The organism is Limnohabitans sp. JirII-31, assembly GCF_002778315.1.
GTDB lineage: Bacteria > Pseudomonadota > Gammaproteobacteria > Burkholderiales > Burkholderiaceae_C > Limnohabitans.
The window spans coordinates 592,142-615,185 of record NZ_NESA01000001.1 but is presented as its reverse complement, the minus strand read 5'-3'; the positions used below and the strand labels follow the sequence as shown (position 1 = coordinate 615,185).

Sequence of the window (23,044 nt, the reverse complement as noted above, 5' to 3'; positions counted from 1 at the left end):
CAGAATTTAGGCGAAGTTGCTCTCAGCAAAACTCCAGTTCACGAGTTTGTCGAGGAAGGTTTCAACAAACTTAGGGCGCATATTGCGGTAGTCGATGTAGTAGGCGTGTTCCCACACGTCCACAGTCAACAAGGCTTTATCAGCACTAGTCAGCGGGGTACCTGCTGCGCCCGTGTTGACGATGTCCACAGAGCCGTCGGCTTTTTTGACCAACCAAGTCCAGCCTGAGCCAAAGTTACCGACAGCGCTCTTGACGAAAGCTTCTTTGAACGCTGCATAGCTGCCGAACTTGGCGTTGATGGCTGCAGCCAAAGCACCTGTGGGCTCGCCGCCGCCTTGTGGTTTCATGCAGCTCCAAAAGAAGGTGTGATTCCAGATTTGGGCGGCGTTGTTGTAAATGCCACCGCTGGATTTCTTCACGATCTCTTCCAGCGACATGCTTTCAAACTCAGTACCTTTTTGCAGGTTGTTGAGGTTGACCACATAAGCGTTGTGGTGCTTGCCATGATGGAACTCCAAGGTTTCTTGAGAGTAATGGGGAGCCAATGCGTCGATGGCGTATGGCAATGCGGGGAGCGTATGTTCCATGAAGTCCTCTGAGGTGAAAAAAACGGATTGTAAAAACTATATCTCACGTGATGCAGTGACCTGCAATTCAACCACGCCATCCGCAAGGGTTGCTTGCAAGGGCTGCCCAATCTGGGTTTGCTTGACGGATGTGACGGCACGCCCATCGGTGTTGCTTAACCAGGCAAACCCACGTTGCAGCACCAATTTAGGATCCAATAGCTCAAGCCGCAAAGCGGCACGCTGCAAGCGCTCGCGCGCTTGATGTGGTGCTTGCTCCAGACTTCGGTTGAAACTGTTTGCCAAGTTCGTCAAGGCGTGCTGCTGGCGTTGTAGATGATTTTGCAAACCTGTTTGTAGCCTTTGCTGCATGCCCAGCAATTGCATTTTTTCGTGTGTCAGACCTTGTGAAGGCCGTCCCAGACGAGCTTGCGCCCTGTCCAAGCGTTGTGTCTGGGTGTCCAGTTGGCGTCCCATCAGGGTCTGAATGACGTTTGCCCAAGCTTGTAAATTGTCCAGTAATTCTTGGCGTGAGGTGGCGCACAATTCGGCGGCAGCTGTCGGCGTGGGGGCACGTAAATCAGCGCAAAAGTCGGCAATGGTGAAGTCTGTTTCGTGCCCTAGACCCGCAATCACGGGGATCGGACTTTGCGCAATGGTGCGTGCCAAAGTTTCATCATTGAAAGCCCACAGGTCTTCAATTGAACCGCCGCCTCGAACCAACAAAATCACATCCATTTGGGGGTGCTCAATCAAGGCTTGAATAGCGCGAACCAAACCAAGTGCCGCTTCAGAGCCTTGTACGGGCGATGGAGCAAGCAGCACCGGAATGTGTGGCACCCGTCGTTGCAAGGCTGTCGCCACATCATGCAAGGCCGCTGCCCCCAACGAGGTGACAACCCCAATACAGCGCGGCTGGCTGGCAATCGCACGCTTGCGATCTACAGAAAACAAGCCCTCCGCCTCCAGCTTGGATTTGAGCCTCAAGAATTGCTCAAACAATGCACCTTGGCCCGCGCGGCGCATGTTTTCCACAATCAGCTGCAATTCACCACGTGGCTCATACACACCCAGGCGACCACGCAACTCGACCAACTCACCATCTGCTGGAGAAAAATCCAACAACTGGGCGGCGCGTTTGAACATGGCACAACGCAATTGACCCTGTCCATCCTTGAGCGAAAAGTAGCAATGCCCGCTGGATGCGCGTGTGAAGCCCGAAATCTCTCCGCGTACCGCAACTGGATTGAAACGCGCTTCCAAAGCATCAGCAATGGCGCGGCACAGCGCGCCAACCGCCCAAATTCGCGGCGTCAAACCGATGGTTTCCGGACCTGACAAGCTGAACTCATCCACAGAACGAAACCTTGAGTGGATGAGAGATCAAATCGACCAACAATGTCGAGCTGTCGGTGTAAGTTTTTGATTTCATTGGCATTTTTTGCGCTGAAAATTCAATCATTTTGTAGGAAACGGCCATTCATGCGGCTTGTAGGCGCTTGCATTGAAACTTACCCACAAAGTTATCCACAGTAAATGTGCATGAAACGGTGGGCGATAATCGCGACGTCGTTTCATTGGAGTTGCGCATTGCTGTCGATCATACAAGCGGCTGGTTGGCCGATTTGGCCCCTATTAGGCTGTTCCGTGGTGGCCCTGGCCCTGATCATCGAACGATTGCTCAGTTTGCGCGTGCATTTGGTGGCACCGCAAGGGCTACTCGACCAAGCTATTTTGGCCTCGCAACACAGTCTGCCCAGCGTCGATGTGATGGCTCAGCTTGAGCACCACTCCTTTTTGGGCCAGGTCTTGGCCAGTGGTTGGCATGCCTTGCAAGCTAATCAAAGTATCAATGATGTAGATTTACGCTACAGCATGGAGGTTGCGGGTCGTCAAGCTGCGCACGAACTGGATAAAAACCTCTCCGCCTTGGCCACCATCGCTTCTGCGGCACCGCTGCTGGGTTTGTTGGGCACAGTGATTGGCATGATTGATATTTTTGGCGCACAAACACCAGGTGGCAGCAACCCCGCGCAACTCGCGCAAGGTATCTCGATGGCCTTGTACAACACAGCTTTTGGTTTGATCGTGGCCATTCCCAGCTTGATGTTTTGGCGATATTTACGTGCGCGCGTGGACGCTTATGTCTTAGGGCTTGAACTCGATGCCGAGCGCTTTGCCCGCCATTTGCTCTCCTTGCGCAACAAACTCCGTTGAGTTCGTGAACGCCGCATGAAATTTCATCGATCTAACTCTCCCGAACCCGAGATCAATCTGATCCCGTTCATTGATGTGCTGTTGGTGGTCCTTATTTTTTTGATGCTGTCCACCACCTACAGCAAGTTCACTGAAATGCAGTTGAACCTTCCTGTCGCCGACGCTGCACTGCAAAAAGACCGTCCTAGCGAAATTTTGGTGTCAGTGAGTAGCGATGGTCGTTACAGCGTGAACCGAACCCTAATTCCTGGGCGCGATGTGCAAAGCCTGAGCCAAGCACTCACGCAAGCAACGCAAGGTTTAGAAAGCCCGATGGTCGTCATCAGTGCAGATGCCCAAGCCAGCCATCAGTCTGTGATGCTGGTCATGGAGGCAGCGCGTCGCAACGGCTTGAGCCAACTCACTTTTGCCGCCCAGCTGGCTGGCAAATCCGATTAAAGACCACATGCGCAAGGTCCTGACACAGGTATGGCTCAAGCGAGGGCTTTTAGCCTGCATCTTGTGGCCCATATCTGCCTGTTTTGGATGCCTGGTCAGGAGTCGGCAGTGGCTTTATCGCTTGGGCGTTTTCAAATCCCAACACTTACCCGTGCCCGTCTTGGTCGTTGGCAATGTCTTGGTGGGAGGCGTCGGTAAAACACCGGTGGTGATGGCGCTGGTGGAGCACTTGCGCCAACGCGGTCTCCATGTCGGCGTACTGTCGCGCGGTTATGGACGCACAACACGCGATCAGCGAGAGGTTCACGCCAGTAGTCAAGCGCAAGATGTGGGTGACGAGCCACTGCTGATTGCCCGCCGCTGTGGCGTGCCCGTTTGGGTCGCTGCTGACCGCGCAGCAGCTGGCGAAGCCTTGTTGCAAAAATACCCAAACATCCAAGTGCTGGTGTGTGACGACGGTTTACAGCACCTGGCCTTGGCACGCGATATTGAGGTGTGTGTGTTTGATGAACGAGATGTCGGCAACGGCTGGCTGCTGCCTGCCGGCCCTCTGCGTGAGCCATGGCCGCGTGCTGCTGCGCTTGATGTCAATCGGTTTGAACTCACCAGCGCTGCCACGCCCTCTTCGCCGCGCTACCAAGTGCGCAAGCAACTGGCTCACTTTGCGGTACGCGCAGACGGCACGCAGCGCAGCTTGCAAGATTTGCGGATGACACCTGTGCAAGCCATTGCGGGTATTGCCAAACCTCAGGTCTTTTTTGACATGCTCGCGGCGCAAGGCCTGTCGTTGACGAATACCCAAGCGCTGGCAGATCACGCTGACATGCGCGACGTGGTTATCAATGAGCGCTTAGGTGATGTGTTGTGCACAGAGAAAGATGCCGTCAAGCTATGGCCCTTGCATCCCACCGTTTGGGCCGTCCCGCTGCTCACGACCTTGCCACCCGAATTGCTGCAAGCCATTGATGCACGCTTGGACTCAAAGTTATCATCGCACCATGGACTCCAAACTACTTGAACTGCTGGTCTGCCCTGTGACCAAAGGCCCACTCGACTACAACCGCGAGCGACAAGAGTTAATTTCTCGCAGTGCCCGATTGGCTTACCCAGTGCGCGATGGCATCCCTGTGCTGCTTGAACATGAAGCACGCGTATTGACCGACCAAGAGCTGGAATCCTGAATGTCTTTTTGTGTTTTGATCCCAGCTCGCATGGGCTCTTCACGCCTGCCCGATAAACCCTTGGCAGACATTGCGGGCTTGCCCATGGTGGTTCGTGTGGCTCAAAGAGCCACACAGTCCAGTGCTTCACGGATTGTGGTTGCCGCTGATGATGAGCGCATTCGGTCTGCTTGCGCATCACATGGCATCGAAGCCATCCTGACCCGCGACGATCACCCTTCTGGGAGTGATCGCCTGGCAGAGGCTTGTACGCTGTTAGGACTGCACGACCAAGACATCGTTGTCAATGTGCAAGGTGATGAGCCTCTGATCGATCCAAGCTCTGTCGATGCCGCCGCGGCCCTTCTCCAATCACGTCCAGATTGCAGCATGAGCACGTTGGCGCACGCCATCGACACTGTTGACGACTTACGTAACACCAATGTTGTCAAAGTAGTGCTGGATGCACGCAATACGGCGCTGTACTTCAGTCGTGCCCCCATTGCTTGGTGGCGTGATGGCTTCGCACAAGGAATCACCCGCCTGCCTGATCCCGCACCTTTGCGTCATGTGGGGCTTTATGCTTACCGGGTTGGTTTTTTACGCCAATTTCCTACATTGAGCCAAGCACCGATTGAGCTTACGGAGTCCTTGGAGCAGCTGCGGGCCATGTGGCACGGCCACAAAATTGCAGTCCACGTCACCACGGACTCACCTGGACCGGGTGTTGACACGTTGGAAGACTTGGCTCGCGTTCGTGCTCTTTTTGAGAGCGCCGCGTAAGACTTTGCAAGGGGATCGCATGCTATCCTCACCAGAGAACAAACAAGCAAATTCTAGGAAGAAGCATGAGACTGATTTTGTTGGGCGCCCCAGGTGCCGGTAAGGGCACACAGGCCACCTTCATTTGCCAGAAATATGGCATTCCCCAAATTTCAACCGGTGACATGCTTCGTGCTGCCGTCAAGGCGGGCACCCCATTGGGTATTGAAGCTAAAAAAGTGATGGACGCTGGCGGCTTGGTCAGTGACGACATCATCATTGGCTTGGTCAAAGAGCGCATCACGCAGGCCGATTGCGCCAAAGGATTTTTGTTCGATGGCTTCCCACGCACCATTCCTCAAGCTGACGCAATGAAGGCTGCTGGCGTCAAACTTGATTACGTGCTAGAAATTGATGTGCCATTTGACGCCATCATCGATCGCATGAGCGGACGTCGTGCCCACGTCGCCAGTGGACGCACTTACCATGTCAAATTCAACCCACCCAAAGTTGAAGGCAAAGACGATGTCACGGGTGAACCACTGATCCAGCGCGATGACGACAAAGAAGAAACTGTCAAAAAACGTCTCGATGTCTACAGTGCCCAAACGCGCCCCTTGGTCGACTACTACGCCAACTGGGCTAAAACGGGAGACGCTGCGGCACCTCAGTACCGCGCCATTGCCGGTATCGGTTCAGTAGACGAAATCAAAGAGCGTGCGTTCGCAGCCTTGGCCAGCTAAAACCTGTGCTTGACCCCGCTCAAGGCCGCTCTTAAGCGGCCTTTTTCTTGGCAATCAAAACCAACATTAAAGCTACGCGAGCCTGCACCGCAGTCAATGTGCCGGCATGTGCAAACACATCATCCGTTCGGTCTTGCACGCCCCCCAATGCACATCGTGACGCACGCACAACCATGGCTCCTCGGGTGTGTGCTTTTTCCAATGCAGCTTGCAAGGCTTTGTGGACGGTGCCGTTGCCTGTGCCCGCAACCACCCAACCATCGGGCGGCTGGCTGGCAAGCACAGCCTCCACCATCTCGCCTGTCACGCCTGCGTGACTCAATACCAAGACCACACGAGGCCAGGGCGCACAGGCCAGAACATCACTCAGCGTGGGCATGGCCCCCTGTTCGGCGGTCACGCACACATCACGCAATCGCTCGAAGCGTCCCGCTTGCATGCGACCGATCGGTCCTAATTCACCCGAACTGAATGGGTTCAAGCGCTGGCTGTGCAGCTTTTGAACCTCCTGCCCGGCGTGCACTTCACCAGCGCATACGACCAGCACACCGATCGCACTTGGACTTGCGGCCAAAGCGATGGCATCTTGTAGATTACGAGGACCATCGCTGTCTGGCGCGTTGGCTGCTCGCATGGCACATGTCAATACCAACGGCTTTGTAGGGCGCAACAGAGTTTGCAAAAAATAAGCTGTCTCCTCCAAAGTGTCTGTGCCATGCGTCACAACGACCCCTTGCACATCGGACTGCGCCAGCCAATGCGCGGCACGTTCAGCCAGGCAGCGCCACAACTCATCGTCCACGTCTTTGCTGTCTATCTGGGCCAGTTGTTCAGAGACAAGGGTATGAGCACTCGCCTCGAGTTTGTCTAGCAATTGAGCCACTCCGATCTGTCCTGCCCGGTAGTTTTGTGCTCGATCGACATCGTCTGCCCAGCCGGCAATCGTCCCACCTGTGGCCAAAACCACGATTTTTTTGCTTTTTTTCACATTCATCGCTTGCCAAACCTAAAAAGCTGGTTAAAAATACAGTTACTGGATATGCAGACAGTTGTATTCAAGACACTCACATTGTGCAGGAGCCGCATCGATGAATGACACGCCAAAACTCACCCCACGACAGCAACAAATTTTGGAGCTGATTCAATCGGCTATTGCCAACACGGGATCACCTCCTACGCGGGCTGAAATCGCCAACGAGCTGGGATTTAAATCTGCCAACGCAGCCGAAGAACATCTGCAAGCTTTGGCTCGTAAAGGCGTGATCGAATTGGTAAGCGGCACTTCGCGCGGCATTCGCCTGAAAGGCCAAAACCTGCGCTCCATGCAAAACTCTTTGTCTCAGCAGTTCACCCTGCCCTTGCAAAGTTTGGCCCAACTGGCCCTGCCTTTGGTCGGGCGAGTTGCTGCAGGCTCGCCGATCTTGGCCCAAGAGCATGTGGACCAAACTTATTACGTTGAGAGCAGCTTGTTCCAGCACAAACCAGACTACTTGCTCAGAGTCCGTGGCATGTCCATGCGAGACGCCGGCATCATGGATGGGGATTTATTGGCAGTGCAATCTACGCGTGACGCAAGAAACGGGCAAATTGTCGTGGCCAGACTTGGCGATGAAGTCACGGTGAAACGTTTTCGCCGTACAGCCACTCGCATCGAGCTAGAAGCAGAAAACCCCGACTACCAAACCATCGTGGTCGAACCTGGTGAGCCCTTTGAAATTGAAGGTCTCGCTGTCGGATTGATTCGTAACACCATGTTGATGTAAAGAGAGATCTACCATGAGCCTTGCCCTCTTTGGCGCTTACCGCCTGCTGAACCCGCTGCAAAACACTGTCCGAAGCTTTTTGCCTGCACAAGCTTTGCAAAGCACCCCCTCCGCCAAACGTCCTCTACCACTGCGCGTGGCACGCGTGATGGAAGCCCAACAAAGCCGCCACAACGCAGGCCGCATGGTCATTTCTGGTCGCATGGCCGATGTATGCGCTGAACTTGACCGCTTGGCCGAATTAGAAAACAGACATTGAACACACTCACGCACTGGGATGAAGCTTGGCGCTCCCCAGAAGCGTGTGACTCAACGGCAATCAGGCATTTGGGCCAAGCAAGTAATCAGCCTTGCCAAGGTCCACACCGTTGTGTCGCAAGATCGCATACGCCGTGGTGACATGGAAAAACAAGTTGGGCAAAGCCCAATGCTTGAGATAGTCTTCCCCGGTCATGGTGCGTGTTTTGTCCTTGCCTACTGGAAAGGTGATGCTTTTGAGCTCACTGCCATCTAGCGCAGAGGCAGGCACTGTTTTGATCCAATCGATGGTCTTTTGGATACGCACCATCAACTCAGATAAAGTGGTCTCGGTGTCGTCAAACTTCGGAGCTTCCAAGCCCGACAAACGCGCAACGCACAACTTAGAGGCATCGCAGGCAATCAAAACCTGTCGCGTGAACGGCAACATGTCTGGAGCCAATCGGTACTGGGTCAAAACAACGGGATCAAATTTTTTTGTTTCCGCATAGGTTTGGGCTTTGGCCAGCAAATGGCTCAAATTGGTCAACATCGTTTGAAAAACAGGCACGCTGGCAGAAGACATAGAAATAGACATGGAGTACTCCGAGCGACAATTGCCCCATCGAGTGACAAGGCACAATTGCAACATGAACATCGTTATCCTAGACGACTACCAAGACGTCGTCCGCAAACTGAACTGCGCGTCCAAGCTTGACCCGTATCAAGCCAAGGTCTACACCAACACCATCAAAGGCATCGGCCAACTCTCCGTTCGTCTCAAAGATGCTGAAATTTTGGTCCTCATCCGTGAGCGCACCCAAATTACACGTCAATTGATCGAGAAGTTGCCTAACCTCAAACTCATTTCACAAACAGGCAAAGTCGGCAGCCATGTTGATGTGGCCGCCTGTACCGAGCGTGGCATCGTGGTCGCCGAAGGCTTTGGCTCGCCCGTTGCGCCTGCTGAGTTGACTTGGGCCCTGATCATGGCCGCGATGCGTCGCATTCCTCAATACATCAGCCACTTGAAGCATGGTGCTTGGCAGCAAGCAGGGCTGAAAGCTGGCTCTATGCCAACCAACTTTGGCTTGGGCCAGGTGTTACGCGGAAAAACTCTGGGCATATGGGGTTACGGAAAGATTGGTCAACTACTGGCTGGCTATGGCAAAGCTTTTGGTATGCGCGTTTTATTGTGGGGCAGTGAAGCTTCGCGCGAACGTGGTTTGAAAGAAGGCTTGAACGTGGCCGCTTCACGTGAAGAGTTTTTTGCCGAGTCGGATGTCGTCAGTCTGCATCTGCGTCTGAATGAGGCCACACGCGGAATTGTCACTGCCGCCGACTTGCAACGCATGAAGCCTACCGCCTTGCTGGTCAACACCTCACGAGCCGAGTTGATTGAACCCGATGCCTTGCTCGCAGGACTCAATCGAGGCCGACCCGGTATGGCCGCCATCGATGTGTTTGAAAGTGAGCCTATTTTGCAAGGCCATGCATTGTTGCGTTTGGAAAACTGCATCTGCACGCCGCATATTGGCTATGTGGAACAAGACAGCTACGAGTTGTATTTCGGTACTGCGTTTGACAACGTGGTGAACTTCATCAAAGGCACGCCCACCAACATCGTCAATCCAGGCGCACTGCAAGTTCGGCGTTGACCATGAATCGCGCCACGCCGGCCGTTTTGTGGTGTTTCCTTTTCGGAAATTTTGTCATCGGGTTGGGTGTTCTGATGGTTCCAGGTTCCCTGAACGACATCAGCCATGACCTGCAAATTTCAGTGGCGCAGGCCGGTTTTCTGATCACCGCAGGCTCAGTCTTGATGTGTTTGAGTGCACCTGTATTTGCCACCATTTTGGGTAAACGTGATCGACGACAACTGCTCGGCTGGGTCATGTTCTGGTATGGACTCGCCCATGCACTGTGCGTGCTCATGCCAAGTTTTCAATACATCTTGTGGATGCGTGTGTTGGCCATGGTCGCCCCAGCCATCTTCACCCCTCAAGCTGCGGCATGTATCGGTCAATTGGCGAGCCCTGCAAACCGTGGTCGAGCCATCACATTCATCTTCATCGGTTGGTCTGTCGCTTCCGTGGTTGGCATGCCGACAGCAGCCTGGGTTGGCGAAGTCTATGGCTGGCGAGTCGTGTTTGGCTTGCAGTCATGCTTGGCTTTGGTCAGCGCGATTTGGGTCTGGCTCGTGATACCCAAAGGCTTGTCACCGCCCGTTATGTCTTTGTCGGCATGGCGCCAAACCTTCGGTTCCATGCCGTTGATGATGACCGTTGGTGTCACTGTCTTGAGCGCTTCCGGGCAGTTTGTTCTGACCGCTTACTTCGCGCCCTATTTCAAACAAACTTTAGCAACCAGCCCCAACGAGTTGAGTGCCTTGTTTGCTTGTTTTGGTGCCTGTGGCTTGCTGGGCAACATGCTCATTTCGCGTCACATTGACCGCATGGGTAGCGCACGTGCCGTGAACCTGTGTTTGCTCTTGATGTCGGTCAGCCTATTGCTTTGGTCGTTAGGCAGCACCGTATGGTTGGCGGCTTTGATTCTGGTGCCCTGGGGTTTGGGTATGTTTGCTTGCAACTCAGCACAACAAGCTCGGTTAATTCAACTTGCACCTTCTTTGGCTTCCGGCTCTGTTGCCCTCAACACCTCGGCCATTTACCTGGGACAGGCAATTGGTGCCGCAGGCGGGGGTTGGCTCATCAGCAACCACGCCATAGAACAACTTCACTGGTTTGGCTGGTCCGGCATGGTGCTGGCCTTGGTTCTGAGCTTTCAAGCCGCACGTGCTGCGCACCGGACAACCACACGCTGAGCTGATTTCTCAGGACGCAGGCTTGGCGTAGCGTGCAGCCATCAACTCTGAACAGATTTTTCTGTCTGCATTGACTTGCTGCACCGAGGTTCTTTCCGCCATGCGTTTGCTGTATTCCTTGACAGGTAATCCTGCCAACAAGTCTTCGCCCAATACCAACTTGGTTGCCAACGACACCACAGGCAAGTGCACGATGGCTGAGCAATCGGCCAATGTGAAGCTGTCACCCGCCACATAAGGCGAAAATTTGGTGAGCTTGGCAAAGCCTTCGACGCCTTTGGTCAATTGTTTGCGCACGCGCTCTTGGGTTGCCTCATTGACTTTGCCGCCAAAGAAGGCCTGGCCATACAGCTCACGTGCCACCAACTCAATGTGCAACTCCAAATAAACAATCAACTCACGCACTTTGGCTGCCGCAAAGGGGTCCGTGGGCAACAGAGGTGACTGTGGATAGGCCGACTCAATGTATTCGGCACACACCACCGACTCCGACAGGCAGCCTTGAGGCGTCTCCAAAAAAGGGACTTTTCCCATCGGCGATCGACGATAGGTGTCTGGATCGACCGGATTCACCCACACCAATTCCTCCTCAAACGAAACGCCTTTTTCAAGAAGCTGAATTTTGAGTTTGTTGTAGTAATTACTGACTGAAAAGCCGCACAGCTTGAGGGTCATAGATGTCTCCAAAATTGACTTTTTACTTGAATATTCTTGCACAGACATCAAGAGGAGATGGGTAGGTAGACCAAGCTCATAGCCTCTTTTTCCAGCGCAGAGAGGGGCGTCGGCTCGGTCATAATCTTGCGCATGAATCCGATTTACAAAACTGTAGGCGTCGCCGGCGCCGGAGCCATGGGGCGCGGCATTGCGCAAATTGCGGCACAAGCCGGCAGCCGCGTCAAACTGTTTGACATGCAGGCCGATGCTGTATCCAAAGCCATCGCTGCCGTAGGGGCTCAATGGGACAAGCTGGTCGAGAAACAACGACTCAGCCCTGAACAGGCAACTCAGTACAAACAAGCACTTCAACCCGCCGCGCAACTGACAGATTTGGCCGATTGCGATTTGGTCATTGAAGCCATTGTTGAACGTTTGGACATCAAGAAATCATTCTTCGCTGAGCTTGAATCTTTGGTGCAACCCACCACAGTGCTGGTCACCAACACCTCGTCTTTGTCTGTCACGGCCATCGCTTCTGCGCTGAAGCATCCAGAGCAATTTGCGGGTTACCACTTTTTCAACCCCGTGCCTTTGATGAAAGTGGTTGAAGTCATTGCCGGTATCAAAACCAAGCCCGCTGTTTGCCAAGACTTGGCCAAATACGCAACCCAGATGGGCCACAAAGCTGTACACGCGCAAGACACGCCGGGTTTTATCGTGAACCACGCGGGTCGGGGCTACGGCACCGAAGCTTTGCGTATCGTGTCCGAAGGCATTGCCGACTTCGCCACCATCGACCGCATTTTGAAAGACCAAGTGGGATTCAAACTCGGCCCCTTCGAGTTGATGGACTTGACCGCACTCGATGTGTCGCATCCCGTCATGGAGTCGATCTACCAGCAGTATTACGACGAGCCGCGTTACCGCCCCAGCGTCATCACCGCCCAACGCTTGGCTGGCGGGATTGTGGGCAAAAAAGTAGGAGAAGGCTTCTACAAATACATCGAGGGTGTGGCACAAGTACCCCCCGAGCCAGCCGTGCCTGTCGTGTCCGACATGCCTCCTGTGTGGGTCTCTACCCGCGCCGTGCGGCGCGCCGAGTTGTTGCAATTGCTCAAAGACTTAGGCGCCAAGATTGAAACGGGTGCATCTCCCTCGGCACAAGCCCTGTCCATCGTGGCACCCCTGGGCTTTGATGTCACCACAGTCGCTATCGTCGAGCGGCTTGACCCAGCCCGCACCATTGGCATTGATTTCTTGATTGACGATAAGGTCACCAAGCGCCGTGTACTGGCGACCAACCCCGCCACCCGAGCCGACATGCGCGACGCCGCGCACGCCCTCTTCGCGCGCGATGGCAAGCCTGTCAGTGTGATCCGCGACAGTGGTGGATTTGTGACCCAACGCGTGGTCGCCACCATCGTCAACATTGCCTGCGACATTTGCCAACAAGGCGTGTGCACACCACAAGACTTGGAAACTGCAGTCACACTAGGCTTGGGTTACCCCATGGGCCCCTTGATGATGGGGGACAAGTTCGGTCCGACCGAGATTTTGGAAGTTCTGTTCAATGTGCAGACCGTCTACGGCGACCCACGTTATCGCCCGAGCCCTTGGCTGCGTCGACGCGGTGCGATTGGACTCAGTCTGAGCCACGTCGAGTCTTGAACTCTGTATTGCGATGACTGCACAACTCAAAAGCACCAGCCAAGGTCAGACCCTGATCTTGACCCTGTCCGATCCCTCGCTGCGCAACGCGCTAGGGCCAGAGATGTATGCCGCTGGCATAGAGGCGCTCAATGTCGCCGAGACCAACCCCGAAATACGCAGCGTCATCATCACGGGCGAAGGCGCCAACTTTTGCGCAGGCGGCAACTTGCAACGCTTGCAAGGCAACCGCGACAAAGCGCCTGAAGTACAAGCCCAAAGTATTGAAGGTTTGCACAGCTGGATTGAGGCCATCCGCACCTTCCCCAAGCCTGTGATCGCAGCCGTTGAAGGCGCGGCAGCAGGTGCTGGTTTTTCCTTGGTGCTGATGTGCGATTTGGTGGTCGCTGCACGCGACAGTATTTTTGTCATGGCTTACAGCAGCATCGCCTTGTCACCCGACGGTGGCGGCAGCTGGAGCTTGGCTCAGGCACTGCCGCGCCAATTGGCGTCGGAAATGCTCTTGCTGGGAGAGCGCATTGGCGCTGAACGCTTGCATGCACTTGGCGTGGTCAATCAAGTGGTCGACAGTGGCAACGCGCTCGATCAGGCGCTGCAATTGGCTGAGCGTCTCAATGCACGCGCACCCAACGCCATGTCTAGCATCAAGGAATTGCTCAACGATGCCAGCACGCACAACATGACGGTGCACTTGTCTCAAGAACGAGATCACTTCGTGAAGAACTTACACCACGCTAACGCGGGCATCGGTATCGCCGCATTTCTTCACAAAGAAAAACCAATCTACAAATCTTGAACAGGTCGCCCGAGCGACAATTTATCAACATTAGGTCACACACAAGACAGTTTATGGACGATCCCATTCTTAATATCGAAGAACGCGAGTCAATCAACGCAGGTCGTTGGTTCTCATCTCTTTCTCCTTCACTTCGACACGACATTCTTCGATGCGCTTACGTCAAACGATGCAAAGACGGCGACCTGATCGCAGCGCGCGGCGATGCGCCCGAAGAGTGGATGGCCTGCGCCAAAGGCGCCGTACGAGTGAGCTCAACCTCACTGTCGGGCAAGCAAATCACCTTCACTTATGTGGAGCCTGGCATTTGGTTTGGCGACGTGGCAATTTTGGATGGCGATCGTCGCACCCACGATGTGTACGCGCATGGCGACACCACCATCTTGTGTGTGGCCAAAGCCGACTTCCAAAAAATCTTGACGCAACACGTCGAGTTCTACGAAGCCATGTTGCGTTTGCAAGCGCGTCGTATTCGCCAACTCTTTGGTTTGGTGGAAGACCTCAACACCCTGCCCTTGCGTTCGCGCTTGGCCAAGCAACTGCTGCACCTGGCTCGCAGTTACGGTGTGCCTTGCCTGACCAACGCACAAGAAACGCGCATTGGTTTGCACCTGGCACAAGAAGAACTGGCTCAATTGCTGGGTGCTTCGCGTCAACGTGTCAACCAAGAGCTCAAGGCCATGGAGCGCGAAGAAGCCATTCGCATCGAAGCGGGTGGATTGGTCATTCGCAACCGAGAAGCTTTGCTTCACATCAGCGAAGCCGATCACTGAATAAGGCCGTCGTATGAGCCGGGATGACGCATTTGTCGGCACCCGTGCTGTCAGCGATGCCCACAGCTTTGATGTGGGCACCTTACAAACTTGGCTAAGTCAACATCTGCAAGGCTTTGCAGGTCCTTTGAGCGTGGAAATGTTCAAAGGCGGCCAATCCAACCCTACTTATAAACTCATCACCCCCAGCAAAAGCTACGTGATGCGGGCCAAGCCTGGCCCAGTGGCCAAGCTACTGCCCTCAGCCCATGCGGTCGAGCGTGAGTTCAAGGTCATGGGCGGTCTGTATGGCACCGATGTACCCGTGGCCCAAATGCATGTGTTGTGTGAAGACGAGTCCATCATCGGGAGGGCGTTTTATGTCATGGAGTTTGTGCAAGGGCGCGTGCTGTGGGATCAAACAATCCCCACCATGAACCGCCAAGAGCGTGGCGCCATCTATGACGAAATGAACCGTGTCATCGCGGCACTCCACACTGTGCCTTTTGCTGAACGGGGCCTGGCCGATTACGGCAAACCCGGCAATTACTTCGAACGTCAAATTGGTCGTTGGAGCAAACAATATGTGGCCTCTGTCACGCAGCCGATTGCAGAAATGGATCAGCTGATGGCTTGGCTGCCTGCGCACATGCCTGCCAGCGCCTTGGATGCCAGCAAAGTCAGCATCGTGCATGGCGACTACCGTCTCGACAATTTGATGTTCCACCCCACCGAACCCAAAGTGTTGGCTGTGTTGGACTGGGAACTCTCCACCATTGGTCATCCCTTGGCTGACTTCAGCTACCACTGCATGGCTTGGCATATTCCACCGGGCACCTTTCGTGGCATTGGCGGCGTTGACGTCGCCGCCTTGGGCATTCCCACCGAATCTGAATACATCCATCGCTATTGCGACCGCACAGGGTTAGCCAAACCACAAGATCTGAAAACCGACTGGAATTTCTACCTCGCCTACAACATGTTTCGCATTGCAGCCATTTTGCAAGGCATTGCCAAGCGCGTGGAAGCTGGTACCGCCTCCAGCACACAAGCCAAAGCATCGGGCGCTGGCGCTCGACCCATGGCCGAGTTGGCCTGGAAATTTGCACAACAAGCGTGATCACGCACAACAAGACAACACCAAGGAAATCACCATGAATTTCGACTACACCGACAAAGTCAAGGGCATGCAAGCACGCCTACTCGCATTCATGGATGAACACATCTATCCCAACGAAAAACGGTTTTATGCTGAGATTGCACAAAACCGCGCCAAGGGCAACGCCTGGGTACCCACCCAAATTGTGGAAGAGCTCAAACCCAAGGCCAAAGCCGCAGGCTTGTGGAACTTGTTCTTGCCGCACAGCCCGCGCGCACCCCAAGGCTTGTCCAATCTTGAATACGCACCTTTGTGCGAAATCATGGGGCGGGTGCCTTTTGCTGCTGAAGTCTTCAATTGCTCGGCACCCGATACGGGCAACATGGAAACCTTTGAGCGCTACGCCAGTGAATCACTCAAAGACCAATGGCTGGAGCCTTTGCTGCGGGGCGAAATTCGTTCGGCATTTTTGATGACTGAACCCGAGGTCGCATCGTCTGACGCCACCAACATCCAGTGCCGTATTGAGCGCGATGGTGACCACTACGTCATCAATGGCCGCAAATGGTGGAGCTCCGGCGCAGGAGATCCTCGTTGTGCGGTTTACATCGTGATGGGCAAGACCGACCCTGAGGCCCCACGTCACTCACAACAAAGCATGATCATCGTACCCAGCAACAGCCCTGGCGTCACCGTTGAGCGGCCCCTGACCGTGTTTGGCTACGACGACGCACCACATGGTCACATGGAAGTGGTCCTCAAAAATGTTCGCGTGCCTGTGGGCAACTTACTACTGGGTGAAGGCCGTGGTTTTGAAATTGCGCAAGGTCGCTTAGGACCAGGACGCATTCATCATTGCATGCGCACCATTGGTGCTGCCGAGCGCGCGCTGGAGTTGATGTGTCGTCGACTCAATAGCCGTGTCGCCTTTGGCAAACCTGTATCGGCGCAAGGTGTGTGGCATGAACGAATTGCCGACGCACGCATCATGATTGAGCAAGCTCGCTTGTTGACCCTCAAAGCCGCCTACATGATGGACACCGTGGGCAACAAAGTGGCGCGTGCTGAAATCGCCATGATCAAAGTCATTGCCCCAACCATGGCGACACAAATCATTGACTGGGCCATTCAAGCGCATGGCGCTGCGGGTGTGTCAGATGACTTTCCCCTCGCCTACTCTTATGCTCACCAACGCACGCTGCGTTTGGCCGATGGCCCCGATGAAGTGCATCGCAACGCCATCGCTAAACTCGAACTGGCGAGACACATTGTCTCGGCACCCCAGGAAGTTGAAATGCCCATCACCCGTGGCTGTTAAGGAATTGAAATGATCGACGTTTACTCATGGCCTACCCCCAACGGACACAAGGTCCACATCATGCTCGAAGAATGTGGGCTCAAACTTGGACGTGACTGGTTGGCCCATCCTGTCAACATTGGTCAAGGTGACCAATTCAAGCCGGAGTTCTTGAAGATCAGTCCAAACAACAAAATTCCTGCATTGGTCGATCCACACGGTCCCGACGGTAAACCGATCAGCCTCTTTGAATCAGGCGCCATCTTGCTGTACTTGGCGGCAAAGACGGGCAAGTTTTTACCCAAAAGTGACCGCGCCAAATACGAGGTGTTGCAATGGCTGATGTTCCAAATGGGTGGTGTGGGTCCCATGCTGGGCCAGGCACACCACTTTCGAATTTACGCACCCGAAAAAATTGAGTACGCCGTCAACCGTTACACCAACGAAGCCAAGCGTTTGTATGGTGTGATGAACAAGCAGTTGGGAAAAACCAAGTTCATCGCTGGCAACAGCTACAGCATTGCCGATATCGCCATCTTCCCTTGGCTGCGCAGCTGGCAAAACCAAGGCATCGACTGGGCAGACTATCCGCACCTCAAAGACTGGTTTGACCGTATCAGCGCTCGTCCTGCCGTGCAACGCGGTGTTCAGGTGTTGGCCGATTTGCGCAAACCCATCACGGATGACAAATCGCGTGAGGTGTTGTTTGGCAGCACCCAATACAAAGCGCGCTGAAAATCGTTAAGTCAACGAGGCTTTCAAAATAAAGTTGGTGGTCTCAGGCGTCGTTGCACTGACACACGGACCATTGCTGACATACAAGCTGCCGCTACGGATGGCAACACCCGTTGCGGCACAGAGACCATCCGACGCTGATAGATACTGAGAAACAACCCCGGCGGGGGTGATTTTTAAAAGACTGCTTGAGCCAGAAGTTCCCTGATTCACGACATACACATTCCCCGTTGCAGGATCAACGGCTATGCCGTTGGGTCGATCCAGTTGGCTCGAATTTACAAAGTCACTGACCGTGTTGGTCGTGTTGTCTATTTTTTTAATGACGGGATTGACACTGCTGTCAAACAGTGTGGTGTATGTAAAACCGTTGTTGATCGATAAGCCCGTTGGCACGCCCACCACGTCCAGGCTTGCGACAGCGCCTGCACTTGAATAAACGTTCACCTTTCGGGTGGTTAAGTCTACGGCGTACAACCGACCTGTGCCAGATGACAAATGGACGCCAGCAGTCGCGGCGACACCGTAGCAATTACAAGTCGCGATCAAGGCGCGCAAACTGCCACCATTGATGGTGAAGGGATAAATACCAAGTCCGGTTCCCGAAACCGTACCTGTGACAAACAAGTCCTCACCATCCGTTGCAACGCCAAATGGGTGTGAGATACCTGTCATGCGAACAGACTGAGCACCTGTGCTGTCAATCTTCACAATGTTATTGCCGCCGTAATTGGCGACATAAAGATCGGTGCCATCAAACACCATGTGCCGAGGCTCACTCAATAAGTTGCCAGCAGCAAACACACTCACGTTCACACTAGCACCTGTTGCACCAGGTGTGGAGACTGTGCCACCGCCGCCGCCGCCTCCGCACCCAACCAAAGCCAGAAGCAAGAAGGCATATCCCCAGATTTTTGTATTCATGATCTTGTTGATCGGTTTGGCATCACTTTACTTGAGTTGCACTCGGCACATGCGTCGATGCTGATAAAGTTGACCTTCTTACAACCGATAACTCCCACTATGTTCAAGAAGTTTTGCCTGCTGACCTGTTTGCTCCTGACGGTATGGACAACTGCCTTCGCACAAGACAAACCCGAACCTAGATACAAGCCTTATACGATCAAAAAGGGAGAGGAGTCCACCAGTTCCGAACCCAATTTCAGCAAGCCGGCCCCGCCCACTGCCTCGCGCGCATTGCTGGCACGCCCACCCCAGTCGGGTAAAGAACCCATGCTGCTGCTGGGCCCTAAAAATAGGCCTTACACCGAGGCCATCGCCCACACCATCAAACTCGAATACTTCGAGTGCGAGGGCATCGTCGCACCTTGGTTTCGCGAGCTTGTCGTCGCTGAAATGAACTACTTTGCAGAACTCAATGAAATTCCTTTTGTCAAAGGCGATGCTTGTGTGGTCAGTATTGGGACTGCGAAGAGTTTGACCCCCGGTCGTATCAGCATCCACCTCTACACCAACAATCAGCGCTTGACGGCTTGCGTACGCAACGAGCAATGCCCTGTCTTTCGCAGCATCACCTTGATTCCTAAGGGTGAAGTCTTGTACCGCTCCTACTTTCTCTCCGACATGTCACGCAAACTCATTGCACAACACTGCGTGACGGACAAGGGCAAATTGCACAGCGACACCACCTGCTACACCGTTGACTGAGCACTTTATTCATCCCCTGCGTTAAAGCCTGCTCTTGAGGTGTCGATCTTCTGGGGATAAGCCCTGTTTGGTATGAAGTTGTCGACCTATTTCTCCCCCCTTGCTGTTGCCTCTTGTCTGATCGCTTTGATAGGCTGTCTGAGCACGCCATCCTGGGCCAACGACCCCAAGAAGGCCGAGCCTGTCAAGGAAGAAAAGAAATTCAAGTACGTCGATGAAGAGGGAGAAACCGGACGCGGCTACACCTACAAACGGGTGATCAAAGAAGCTTTTGAAGAGCCCAAACCCGTTGCCAAAGAAGAACCGAAGCCAGCCCCCAAGGCCGAATCCAAAGATGCGCATGGCAAAGATCCGCACGCCAAGCCAGAAGAAAAAAAGAAAGACGATGGTCATGGCGGGGATGACCACAAAGAGCCTAAAAAAGAAGAAAAGAAGAAAGATGACGGTCATGGCGGCGGCCATGGCAATGCACATGGCAAAGAAGCCAAAAAGGAAGAACCCACCGTCAGTGCGCTCTATGACAAGGCCATCATCAAGCTCGATGGCAACAACCGCCCGTTCACGACTGTTTCTCGCACGACCAAGACCGCTGACTATTTTTTATGTCGCGATGTCGTGAGCACCAAATACCGAAAAACCGTTCTCGGCGAAATGAACACCTTCGCCGACCGCATGGGCTTGCCCCATGCACAAGAACTACCCTGCATGGTCAAAGTGGCCAAACCGAACACCAAATTTCCAGGGGCGGTTTACCTAGAGTTCTATGTAGACGACAAAGCGGCTGTGCAATGCATGCAAAAAGGTGAATGTGGTGCGACACGTCTTGTGATGCTGTTCCCCAAGGACAAAACCGGCAAACACAGCAAAGAGATTTATCGTTCTTATGTTTTGACGGATCAGCACAAATACCAACGTGGCTCGTTTTGCGTCTCGCCAGAAGGGCAACTGTTGGGTGAAAAGAACTGTTATGTCGCGTTGAACCCTGATTGGTTGTTCAACTGAATCAAGACGCTTGGCCTGCCCGGAGGGGATCGAACCCCCGACCCACAGCTTAGAAGGCTGTTGCTCTATCCAACTGAGCTACGGGCAGTTACCATGAAAAAAGGCCCCGTGAGGGGCCTATTTCATGAATGGTCGGGGCGATAGGATTCGAACCTACGACCCTCTGGTCCCAAACCAGATGCGCTACCAGACTGCGCTACGCCCCGAAGCTGACTATTGTAGCCTGAGTTGACCACGGGGAAACCACGATGAAATATATTGCCGAAATTAGATAAAGTTGCAATTTAGTGCAGGAGACACCATGCAACCCCTCGTCAACATACCTCATTCATACAACGCAGCCCAGGATCTGCTGGCGCGTAACACCTCACACCCTCACAAAGTGGCTTTCATCGACGCCCTGTCTGGTCAGACGCTGACCTATGGCGAACTGACCGAACAAGCTCACCGTTTTGCCAACGCCCTGCGTTCGCAAGGCTTCGCACCAGAAACCCGGCTCATGCTGTGCATGCTGGATACACCAGCTTGGCCCGTGGTGTTTTTGGGTTGCATCCTGGCTGGCGTGGTGCCAGTTGCTACCAACACATTGCTGACAGCCAAAGATTTTGAGTACATGCTGCGTGACTCCCGCGCACAAGTCTTGGTGGTATCGAGTGCTCTTCGCCCTGCGTTTGAGGGTTTGATCGGCCAACTCCCCGACTTGAAAACTGTCATCGTGTCCGGCGAAACATATGCTGGCGCAGATCAGTCATTGGAGTCACTCATTGCCCAAGCGGATGCCACACCTTCTTGCTTGAACACCTGTGCTGATGACATGTGCTTTTGGCTCTATTCGAGCGGATCAACAGGCGCCCCGAAAGGCACCGTGCATCTGCACAGCCATTTGATTCAAACCGCCGAGTTGTATGGCAAAGGCGTTTTAGGCATCCAAGCTTCAGACGTTGTTTACTCAGCCGCCAAACTGTTTTTTGCCTACGGTCTGGGCAATGCGCTGACATTTCCCATGGCCGTCGGAGCCACCACCATCTTGCTGCCTGCCCGCCCCACAACAGCCGATGTATTTGGCATCTTGACCAAGTATCAACCGACCATTTTTTACGGTGTGCCTACTTTGTATGCCTCCTTGTTGGCAGACCCACAACGCCCGGCCAAATCGGCTTTGAAGCTGCGTGTGTGCACCAGCGCAGGCGAGGCCTTGCCCGCAGAGATTGGCAAAAAATGGACGGCTGAATACGGCAGCGAAATCTTGGACGGCATTGGTTCCACCGAAATGCTGCACATCTTTTTGAGCAACCGTCCTGGTGAGGTGCGCTATGGCACCACAGGAAAAGCTGTGCCGGGTTATGCCCTGCGCATCGTGGGGGAAGATGGCCAAGAATGCCAAGACGGTGACATTGGGGAACTCCAAATCAGCGGCCCCAGCGCTGCCCTCATGTACTGGAATAACCGGGCCAAAACCAAGGCCACCTTTGCGGGCGAGTGGACGCGCAGCGGAGACAAATACATCCGCGACGCTGACGGCTACTACACCTACAGTGGTCGCAGCGACGACATGCTCAAGGTCGGTGGCATTTACGTATCACCCTTCGAAGTCGAAGCTTCGCTCATGACGCACCCCAGCATTTTGGAAGCTGCGGTCGTGGGCTTGGCCGACACCGATGGGTTGATCAAGCCCAAGGCTTTTGTGGTTCTCAAATCGGGGCAGCAGCTCAGCGCCGATGATTTGAAACAACACGTCAAATCGCAATTGGCACCCTACAAATATCCCCGTTGGGTTGAGTTTGTCCACGAGCTGCCCAAAACGGCTACGGGGAAAATTCAACGCTTCAAGCTGCGCGCCTGATCACTCACAACAAAGCACGCAACTCTTGCGCAGCTCCTTGCAACAAGGGCAAGAATTGCTGCCGTATGTGGGCCGCTGTCATGACATGGGACGGCAACACCACGTTCAGCGCTGCCACCACTTTGCCCTGTGCGTTGCGCAAAGGCACAGACATGGCACTCACCCCCAGCTCGTGCTCTTCACAGCTGATGACGTAATCGTTGATTTGCGCCTGGGCCACCTGCTCACGCAGGGTCTTGGGGTCTGTGACCGTGTGGCCTGTCAAACGCGACAAACTGCGTCCCTTCAGCCAGGCATTGAACTCCGTCTTTGTTTTACCTGCCAACAACACGCGCCCTGTGGACGTGGCATGCACGGGTAGACGTGCGCCCAAGTGCAAGCCATACGCCAGCACACGGGCCCCGTCACTGCGGGCAATGATGACCACCTCTTCTCCATCTAGCACCACGGCTGAAAACGAATGTTGCGCTTGGGCCGCCAAACGGTTCAGGGTTGGCTGTATCACACGTGGCAACCGTGACGAAGCCAAGTAGCTGCCCGAAAAACGCATCACCTTGGCAGCCAACCAGAAGTAGCTGCCATCGGATTCCAGATAACCCAAGTGATGCAGGGTCAACAAGTGTCGACGTGCAGCAGCGCGCGTGATGCCTGCGCGTTGTGCCGCCAAGGTGGCGTTCAGCCGCTGGCGTTCTGTGTCAAAACTCTCCAGCACAGCCATGCCTTTGACCATCCCCTCAATCACATCCGCTTTGGCTATCGACATACACCGTCCTCTTTGCGCGACTATCGCACAATCAATCCAATCATCGCACA

General features: G+C 54.2%; 26 protein-coding genes and 2 tRNA genes. 19 read left to right on the top strand and 9 right to left on the bottom strand.

The window, feature by feature from the left end:
* Positions 1-6: 6 nt before the first annotated feature.
* Positions 7-588 carry a superoxide dismutase gene (locus B9Z41_RS02955; RefSeq protein ID WP_100144798.1) on the bottom strand — a complete coding sequence of 194 codons (582 nt, stop codon included), beginning with the start codon at positions 586-588 and terminating at the stop codon, positions 7-9.
* 36 nt (positions 589-624) lie between these two features.
* The gene (gene xseA / locus B9Z41_RS02950; RefSeq protein WP_233202477.1) at positions 625-1,923 is read right to left on the bottom strand and encodes an exodeoxyribonuclease VII large subunit; all 1,299 of its coding nucleotides are present in this window, start codon (positions 1,921-1,923) and stop codon (positions 625-627) included.
* A gap of 234 nt (positions 1,924-2,157) precedes the next feature.
* On the opposite strand from xseA, the gene B9Z41_RS02945 reads away from it, so the two are divergent.
* The 6 genes from B9Z41_RS02945 (at position 2,158) to adk (ending at position 5,887) form a co-directional block, all read left to right on the top strand.
* Positions 2,158-2,784, top strand: a complete 627-nt coding sequence (locus B9Z41_RS02945) for a MotA/TolQ/ExbB proton channel family protein (RefSeq protein WP_100144796.1) — start codon at positions 2,158-2,160, stop codon at positions 2,782-2,784.
* A 15-nt stretch (positions 2,785-2,799) separates the two neighbouring features.
* Positions 2,800-3,222 carry a biopolymer transporter ExbD gene (locus tag B9Z41_RS02940; RefSeq protein ID WP_100144794.1) on the top strand — a complete coding sequence of 141 codons (423 nt, stop codon included), beginning with the start codon at positions 2,800-2,802 and terminating at the stop codon, positions 3,220-3,222.
* Between the two features lie 7 nt (positions 3,223-3,229).
* Positions 3,230-4,240 (top strand): tetraacyldisaccharide 4'-kinase, encoded by a 1,011-nt coding sequence (gene lpxK, locus B9Z41_RS02935; RefSeq protein WP_100145123.1) that lies wholly within the window; start codon positions 3,230-3,232, stop codon positions 4,238-4,240.
* Positions 4,221-4,403: a Trm112 family protein gene (locus tag B9Z41_RS02930; protein ID WP_100144792.1), complete on the top strand. Its 183-nt coding sequence runs from the start codon at positions 4,221-4,223 to the stop codon at positions 4,401-4,403. The genes lpxK and B9Z41_RS02930 overlap by 20 nt, the downstream gene beginning before the upstream one ends.
* The gene (gene kdsB, locus B9Z41_RS02925) at positions 4,404-5,165 is read left to right on the top strand and encodes a 3-deoxy-manno-octulosonate cytidylyltransferase (RefSeq protein WP_100144790.1); all 762 of its coding nucleotides are present in this window, start codon (positions 4,404-4,406) and stop codon (positions 5,163-5,165) included.
* Positions 5,166-5,230: 65 nt separating this feature from the next.
* Positions 5,231-5,887, top strand: a complete 657-nt coding sequence (gene adk / locus B9Z41_RS02920; RefSeq protein ID WP_100144788.1) for an adenylate kinase — start codon at positions 5,231-5,233, stop codon at positions 5,885-5,887.
* 31 nt (positions 5,888-5,918) lie between these two features.
* Here adk and B9Z41_RS02915 read toward each other — a convergent pair whose 3' ends face one another.
* Entirely contained in the window at positions 5,919-6,881 is a 963-nt protein-coding gene (locus B9Z41_RS02915; RefSeq protein ID WP_100144786.1) for an asparaginase, read from the bottom strand.
* A 94-nt stretch (positions 6,882-6,975) separates the two neighbouring features.
* Here B9Z41_RS02915 and lexA point away from each other — a divergent pair, with 94 nt between their 5' ends.
* Both lexA and B9Z41_RS02905 read left to right on the top strand, forming a co-directional pair.
* A complete protein-coding gene (gene lexA, locus B9Z41_RS02910) occupies positions 6,976-7,650 on the top strand; it encodes a transcriptional repressor LexA (RefSeq protein ID WP_100144784.1) in 675 nt (224 codons plus the stop codon).
* Positions 7,651-7,663: 13 nt separating this feature from the next.
* Entirely contained in the window at positions 7,664-7,909 is a 246-nt protein-coding gene (locus B9Z41_RS02905) for a hypothetical protein (RefSeq protein ID WP_100144782.1), read from the top strand.
* A 60-nt stretch (positions 7,910-7,969) separates the two neighbouring features.
* Here the strand turns inward: B9Z41_RS02905 and B9Z41_RS02900 are convergent, their stop codons facing one another.
* Positions 7,970-8,485: a DUF1993 family protein gene (locus tag B9Z41_RS02900; RefSeq protein WP_100144780.1), complete on the bottom strand. Its 516-nt coding sequence runs from the start codon at positions 8,483-8,485 to the stop codon at positions 7,970-7,972.
* Between the two features lie 52 nt (positions 8,486-8,537).
* On the opposite strand from B9Z41_RS02900, the gene B9Z41_RS02895 reads away from it, so the two are divergent.
* Positions 8,538-9,545, top strand: coding sequence for a D-2-hydroxyacid dehydrogenase family protein (locus B9Z41_RS02895; RefSeq protein WP_100144779.1), 1,008 nt, complete (start codon positions 8,538-8,540; stop codon positions 9,543-9,545).
* A 2-nt stretch (positions 9,546-9,547) separates the two neighbouring features.
* On the top strand, positions 9,548-10,711 hold the full coding sequence (locus B9Z41_RS02890) for an MFS transporter (RefSeq protein WP_100144776.1): 1,164 nt from the start codon (positions 9,548-9,550) through the stop codon (positions 10,709-10,711).
* A gap of 9 nt (positions 10,712-10,720) precedes the next feature.
* On the opposite strand, the gene B9Z41_RS02885 is transcribed toward B9Z41_RS02890, so the two are convergent.
* Positions 10,721-11,386, bottom strand: coding sequence for a glutathione S-transferase (locus B9Z41_RS02885; RefSeq protein WP_100144774.1), 666 nt, complete (start codon positions 11,384-11,386; stop codon positions 10,721-10,723).
* 132 nt (positions 11,387-11,518) lie between these two features.
* Between B9Z41_RS02885 and B9Z41_RS02880 the strand changes: the two genes are divergently transcribed.
* The 6 genes from B9Z41_RS02880 to B9Z41_RS02855 are packed head-to-tail and all read left to right on the top strand — an operon-like array spanning position 11,519 to position 17,718.
* Positions 11,519-13,039: a 3-hydroxyacyl-CoA dehydrogenase gene (locus B9Z41_RS02880; RefSeq protein ID WP_100144772.1), complete on the top strand. Its 1,521-nt coding sequence runs from the start codon at positions 11,519-11,521 to the stop codon at positions 13,037-13,039.
* Between the two features lie 13 nt (positions 13,040-13,052).
* Positions 13,053-13,835, top strand: coding sequence for an oxepin-CoA hydrolase, alternative type (locus B9Z41_RS02875; RefSeq protein WP_100144770.1), 783 nt, complete (start codon positions 13,053-13,055; stop codon positions 13,833-13,835).
* A gap of 53 nt (positions 13,836-13,888) precedes the next feature.
* On the top strand, positions 13,889-14,608 hold the full coding sequence (locus tag B9Z41_RS02870) for a Crp/Fnr family transcriptional regulator (protein WP_100144768.1): 720 nt from the start codon (positions 13,889-13,891) through the stop codon (positions 14,606-14,608).
* 13 nt (positions 14,609-14,621) lie between these two features.
* Entirely contained in the window at positions 14,622-15,707 is a 1,086-nt protein-coding gene (locus B9Z41_RS02865; protein WP_100144767.1) for a phosphotransferase, read from the top strand.
* A gap of 34 nt (positions 15,708-15,741) precedes the next feature.
* The gene (locus tag B9Z41_RS02860; protein WP_100145120.1) at positions 15,742-17,004 is read left to right on the top strand and encodes an acyl-CoA dehydrogenase family protein; all 1,263 of its coding nucleotides are present in this window, start codon (positions 15,742-15,744) and stop codon (positions 17,002-17,004) included.
* Between the two features lie 9 nt (positions 17,005-17,013).
* Positions 17,014-17,718 (top strand): glutathione binding-like protein, encoded by a 705-nt coding sequence (locus B9Z41_RS02855; protein WP_100144765.1) that lies wholly within the window; start codon positions 17,014-17,016, stop codon positions 17,716-17,718.
* A 6-nt stretch (positions 17,719-17,724) separates the two neighbouring features.
* On the opposite strand, the gene B9Z41_RS02850 is transcribed toward B9Z41_RS02855, so the two are convergent.
* Positions 17,725-18,642 carry a hypothetical protein gene (locus tag B9Z41_RS02850; RefSeq protein WP_143474139.1) on the bottom strand — a complete coding sequence of 306 codons (918 nt, stop codon included), beginning with the start codon at positions 18,640-18,642 and terminating at the stop codon, positions 17,725-17,727.
* A 273-nt stretch (positions 18,643-18,915) separates the two neighbouring features.
* Between B9Z41_RS02850 and B9Z41_RS02845 the strand changes: the two genes are divergently transcribed.
* Entirely contained in the window at positions 18,916-19,386 is a 471-nt protein-coding gene (locus tag B9Z41_RS02845) for a hypothetical protein (protein WP_158236127.1), read from the top strand.
* Between the two features lie 72 nt (positions 19,387-19,458).
* On the top strand, positions 19,459-20,388 hold the full coding sequence (locus B9Z41_RS02840; protein WP_100144759.1) for a hypothetical protein: 930 nt from the start codon (positions 19,459-19,461) through the stop codon (positions 20,386-20,388).
* A gap of 11 nt (positions 20,389-20,399) precedes the next feature.
* Here B9Z41_RS02840 and B9Z41_RS02835 read toward each other — a convergent pair.
* Together B9Z41_RS02835 and B9Z41_RS02830 are read right to left on the bottom strand one after the other, a co-directional pair.
* A tRNA-Arg gene (locus B9Z41_RS02835) sits at positions 20,400-20,476 on the bottom strand.
* Positions 20,477-20,517: 41 nt separating this feature from the next.
* Positions 20,518-20,594, bottom strand: a tRNA-Pro gene (locus tag B9Z41_RS02830).
* A 95-nt stretch (positions 20,595-20,689) separates the two neighbouring features.
* Between B9Z41_RS02830 and B9Z41_RS02825 the strand changes: the two genes are divergently transcribed.
* Positions 20,690-22,231 (top strand): benzoate-CoA ligase family protein, encoded by a 1,542-nt coding sequence (locus B9Z41_RS02825; protein ID WP_100144757.1) that lies wholly within the window; start codon positions 20,690-20,692, stop codon positions 22,229-22,231.
* Positions 22,232-22,235: 4 nt separating this feature from the next.
* Here the strand turns inward: B9Z41_RS02825 and B9Z41_RS02820 are convergent, their stop codons facing one another.
* Positions 22,236-22,994, bottom strand: coding sequence for an IclR family transcriptional regulator C-terminal domain-containing protein (locus B9Z41_RS02820; protein WP_100144755.1), 759 nt, complete (start codon positions 22,992-22,994; stop codon positions 22,236-22,238).
* Between the last annotated feature and the right edge of the window lie 50 nt (positions 22,995-23,044).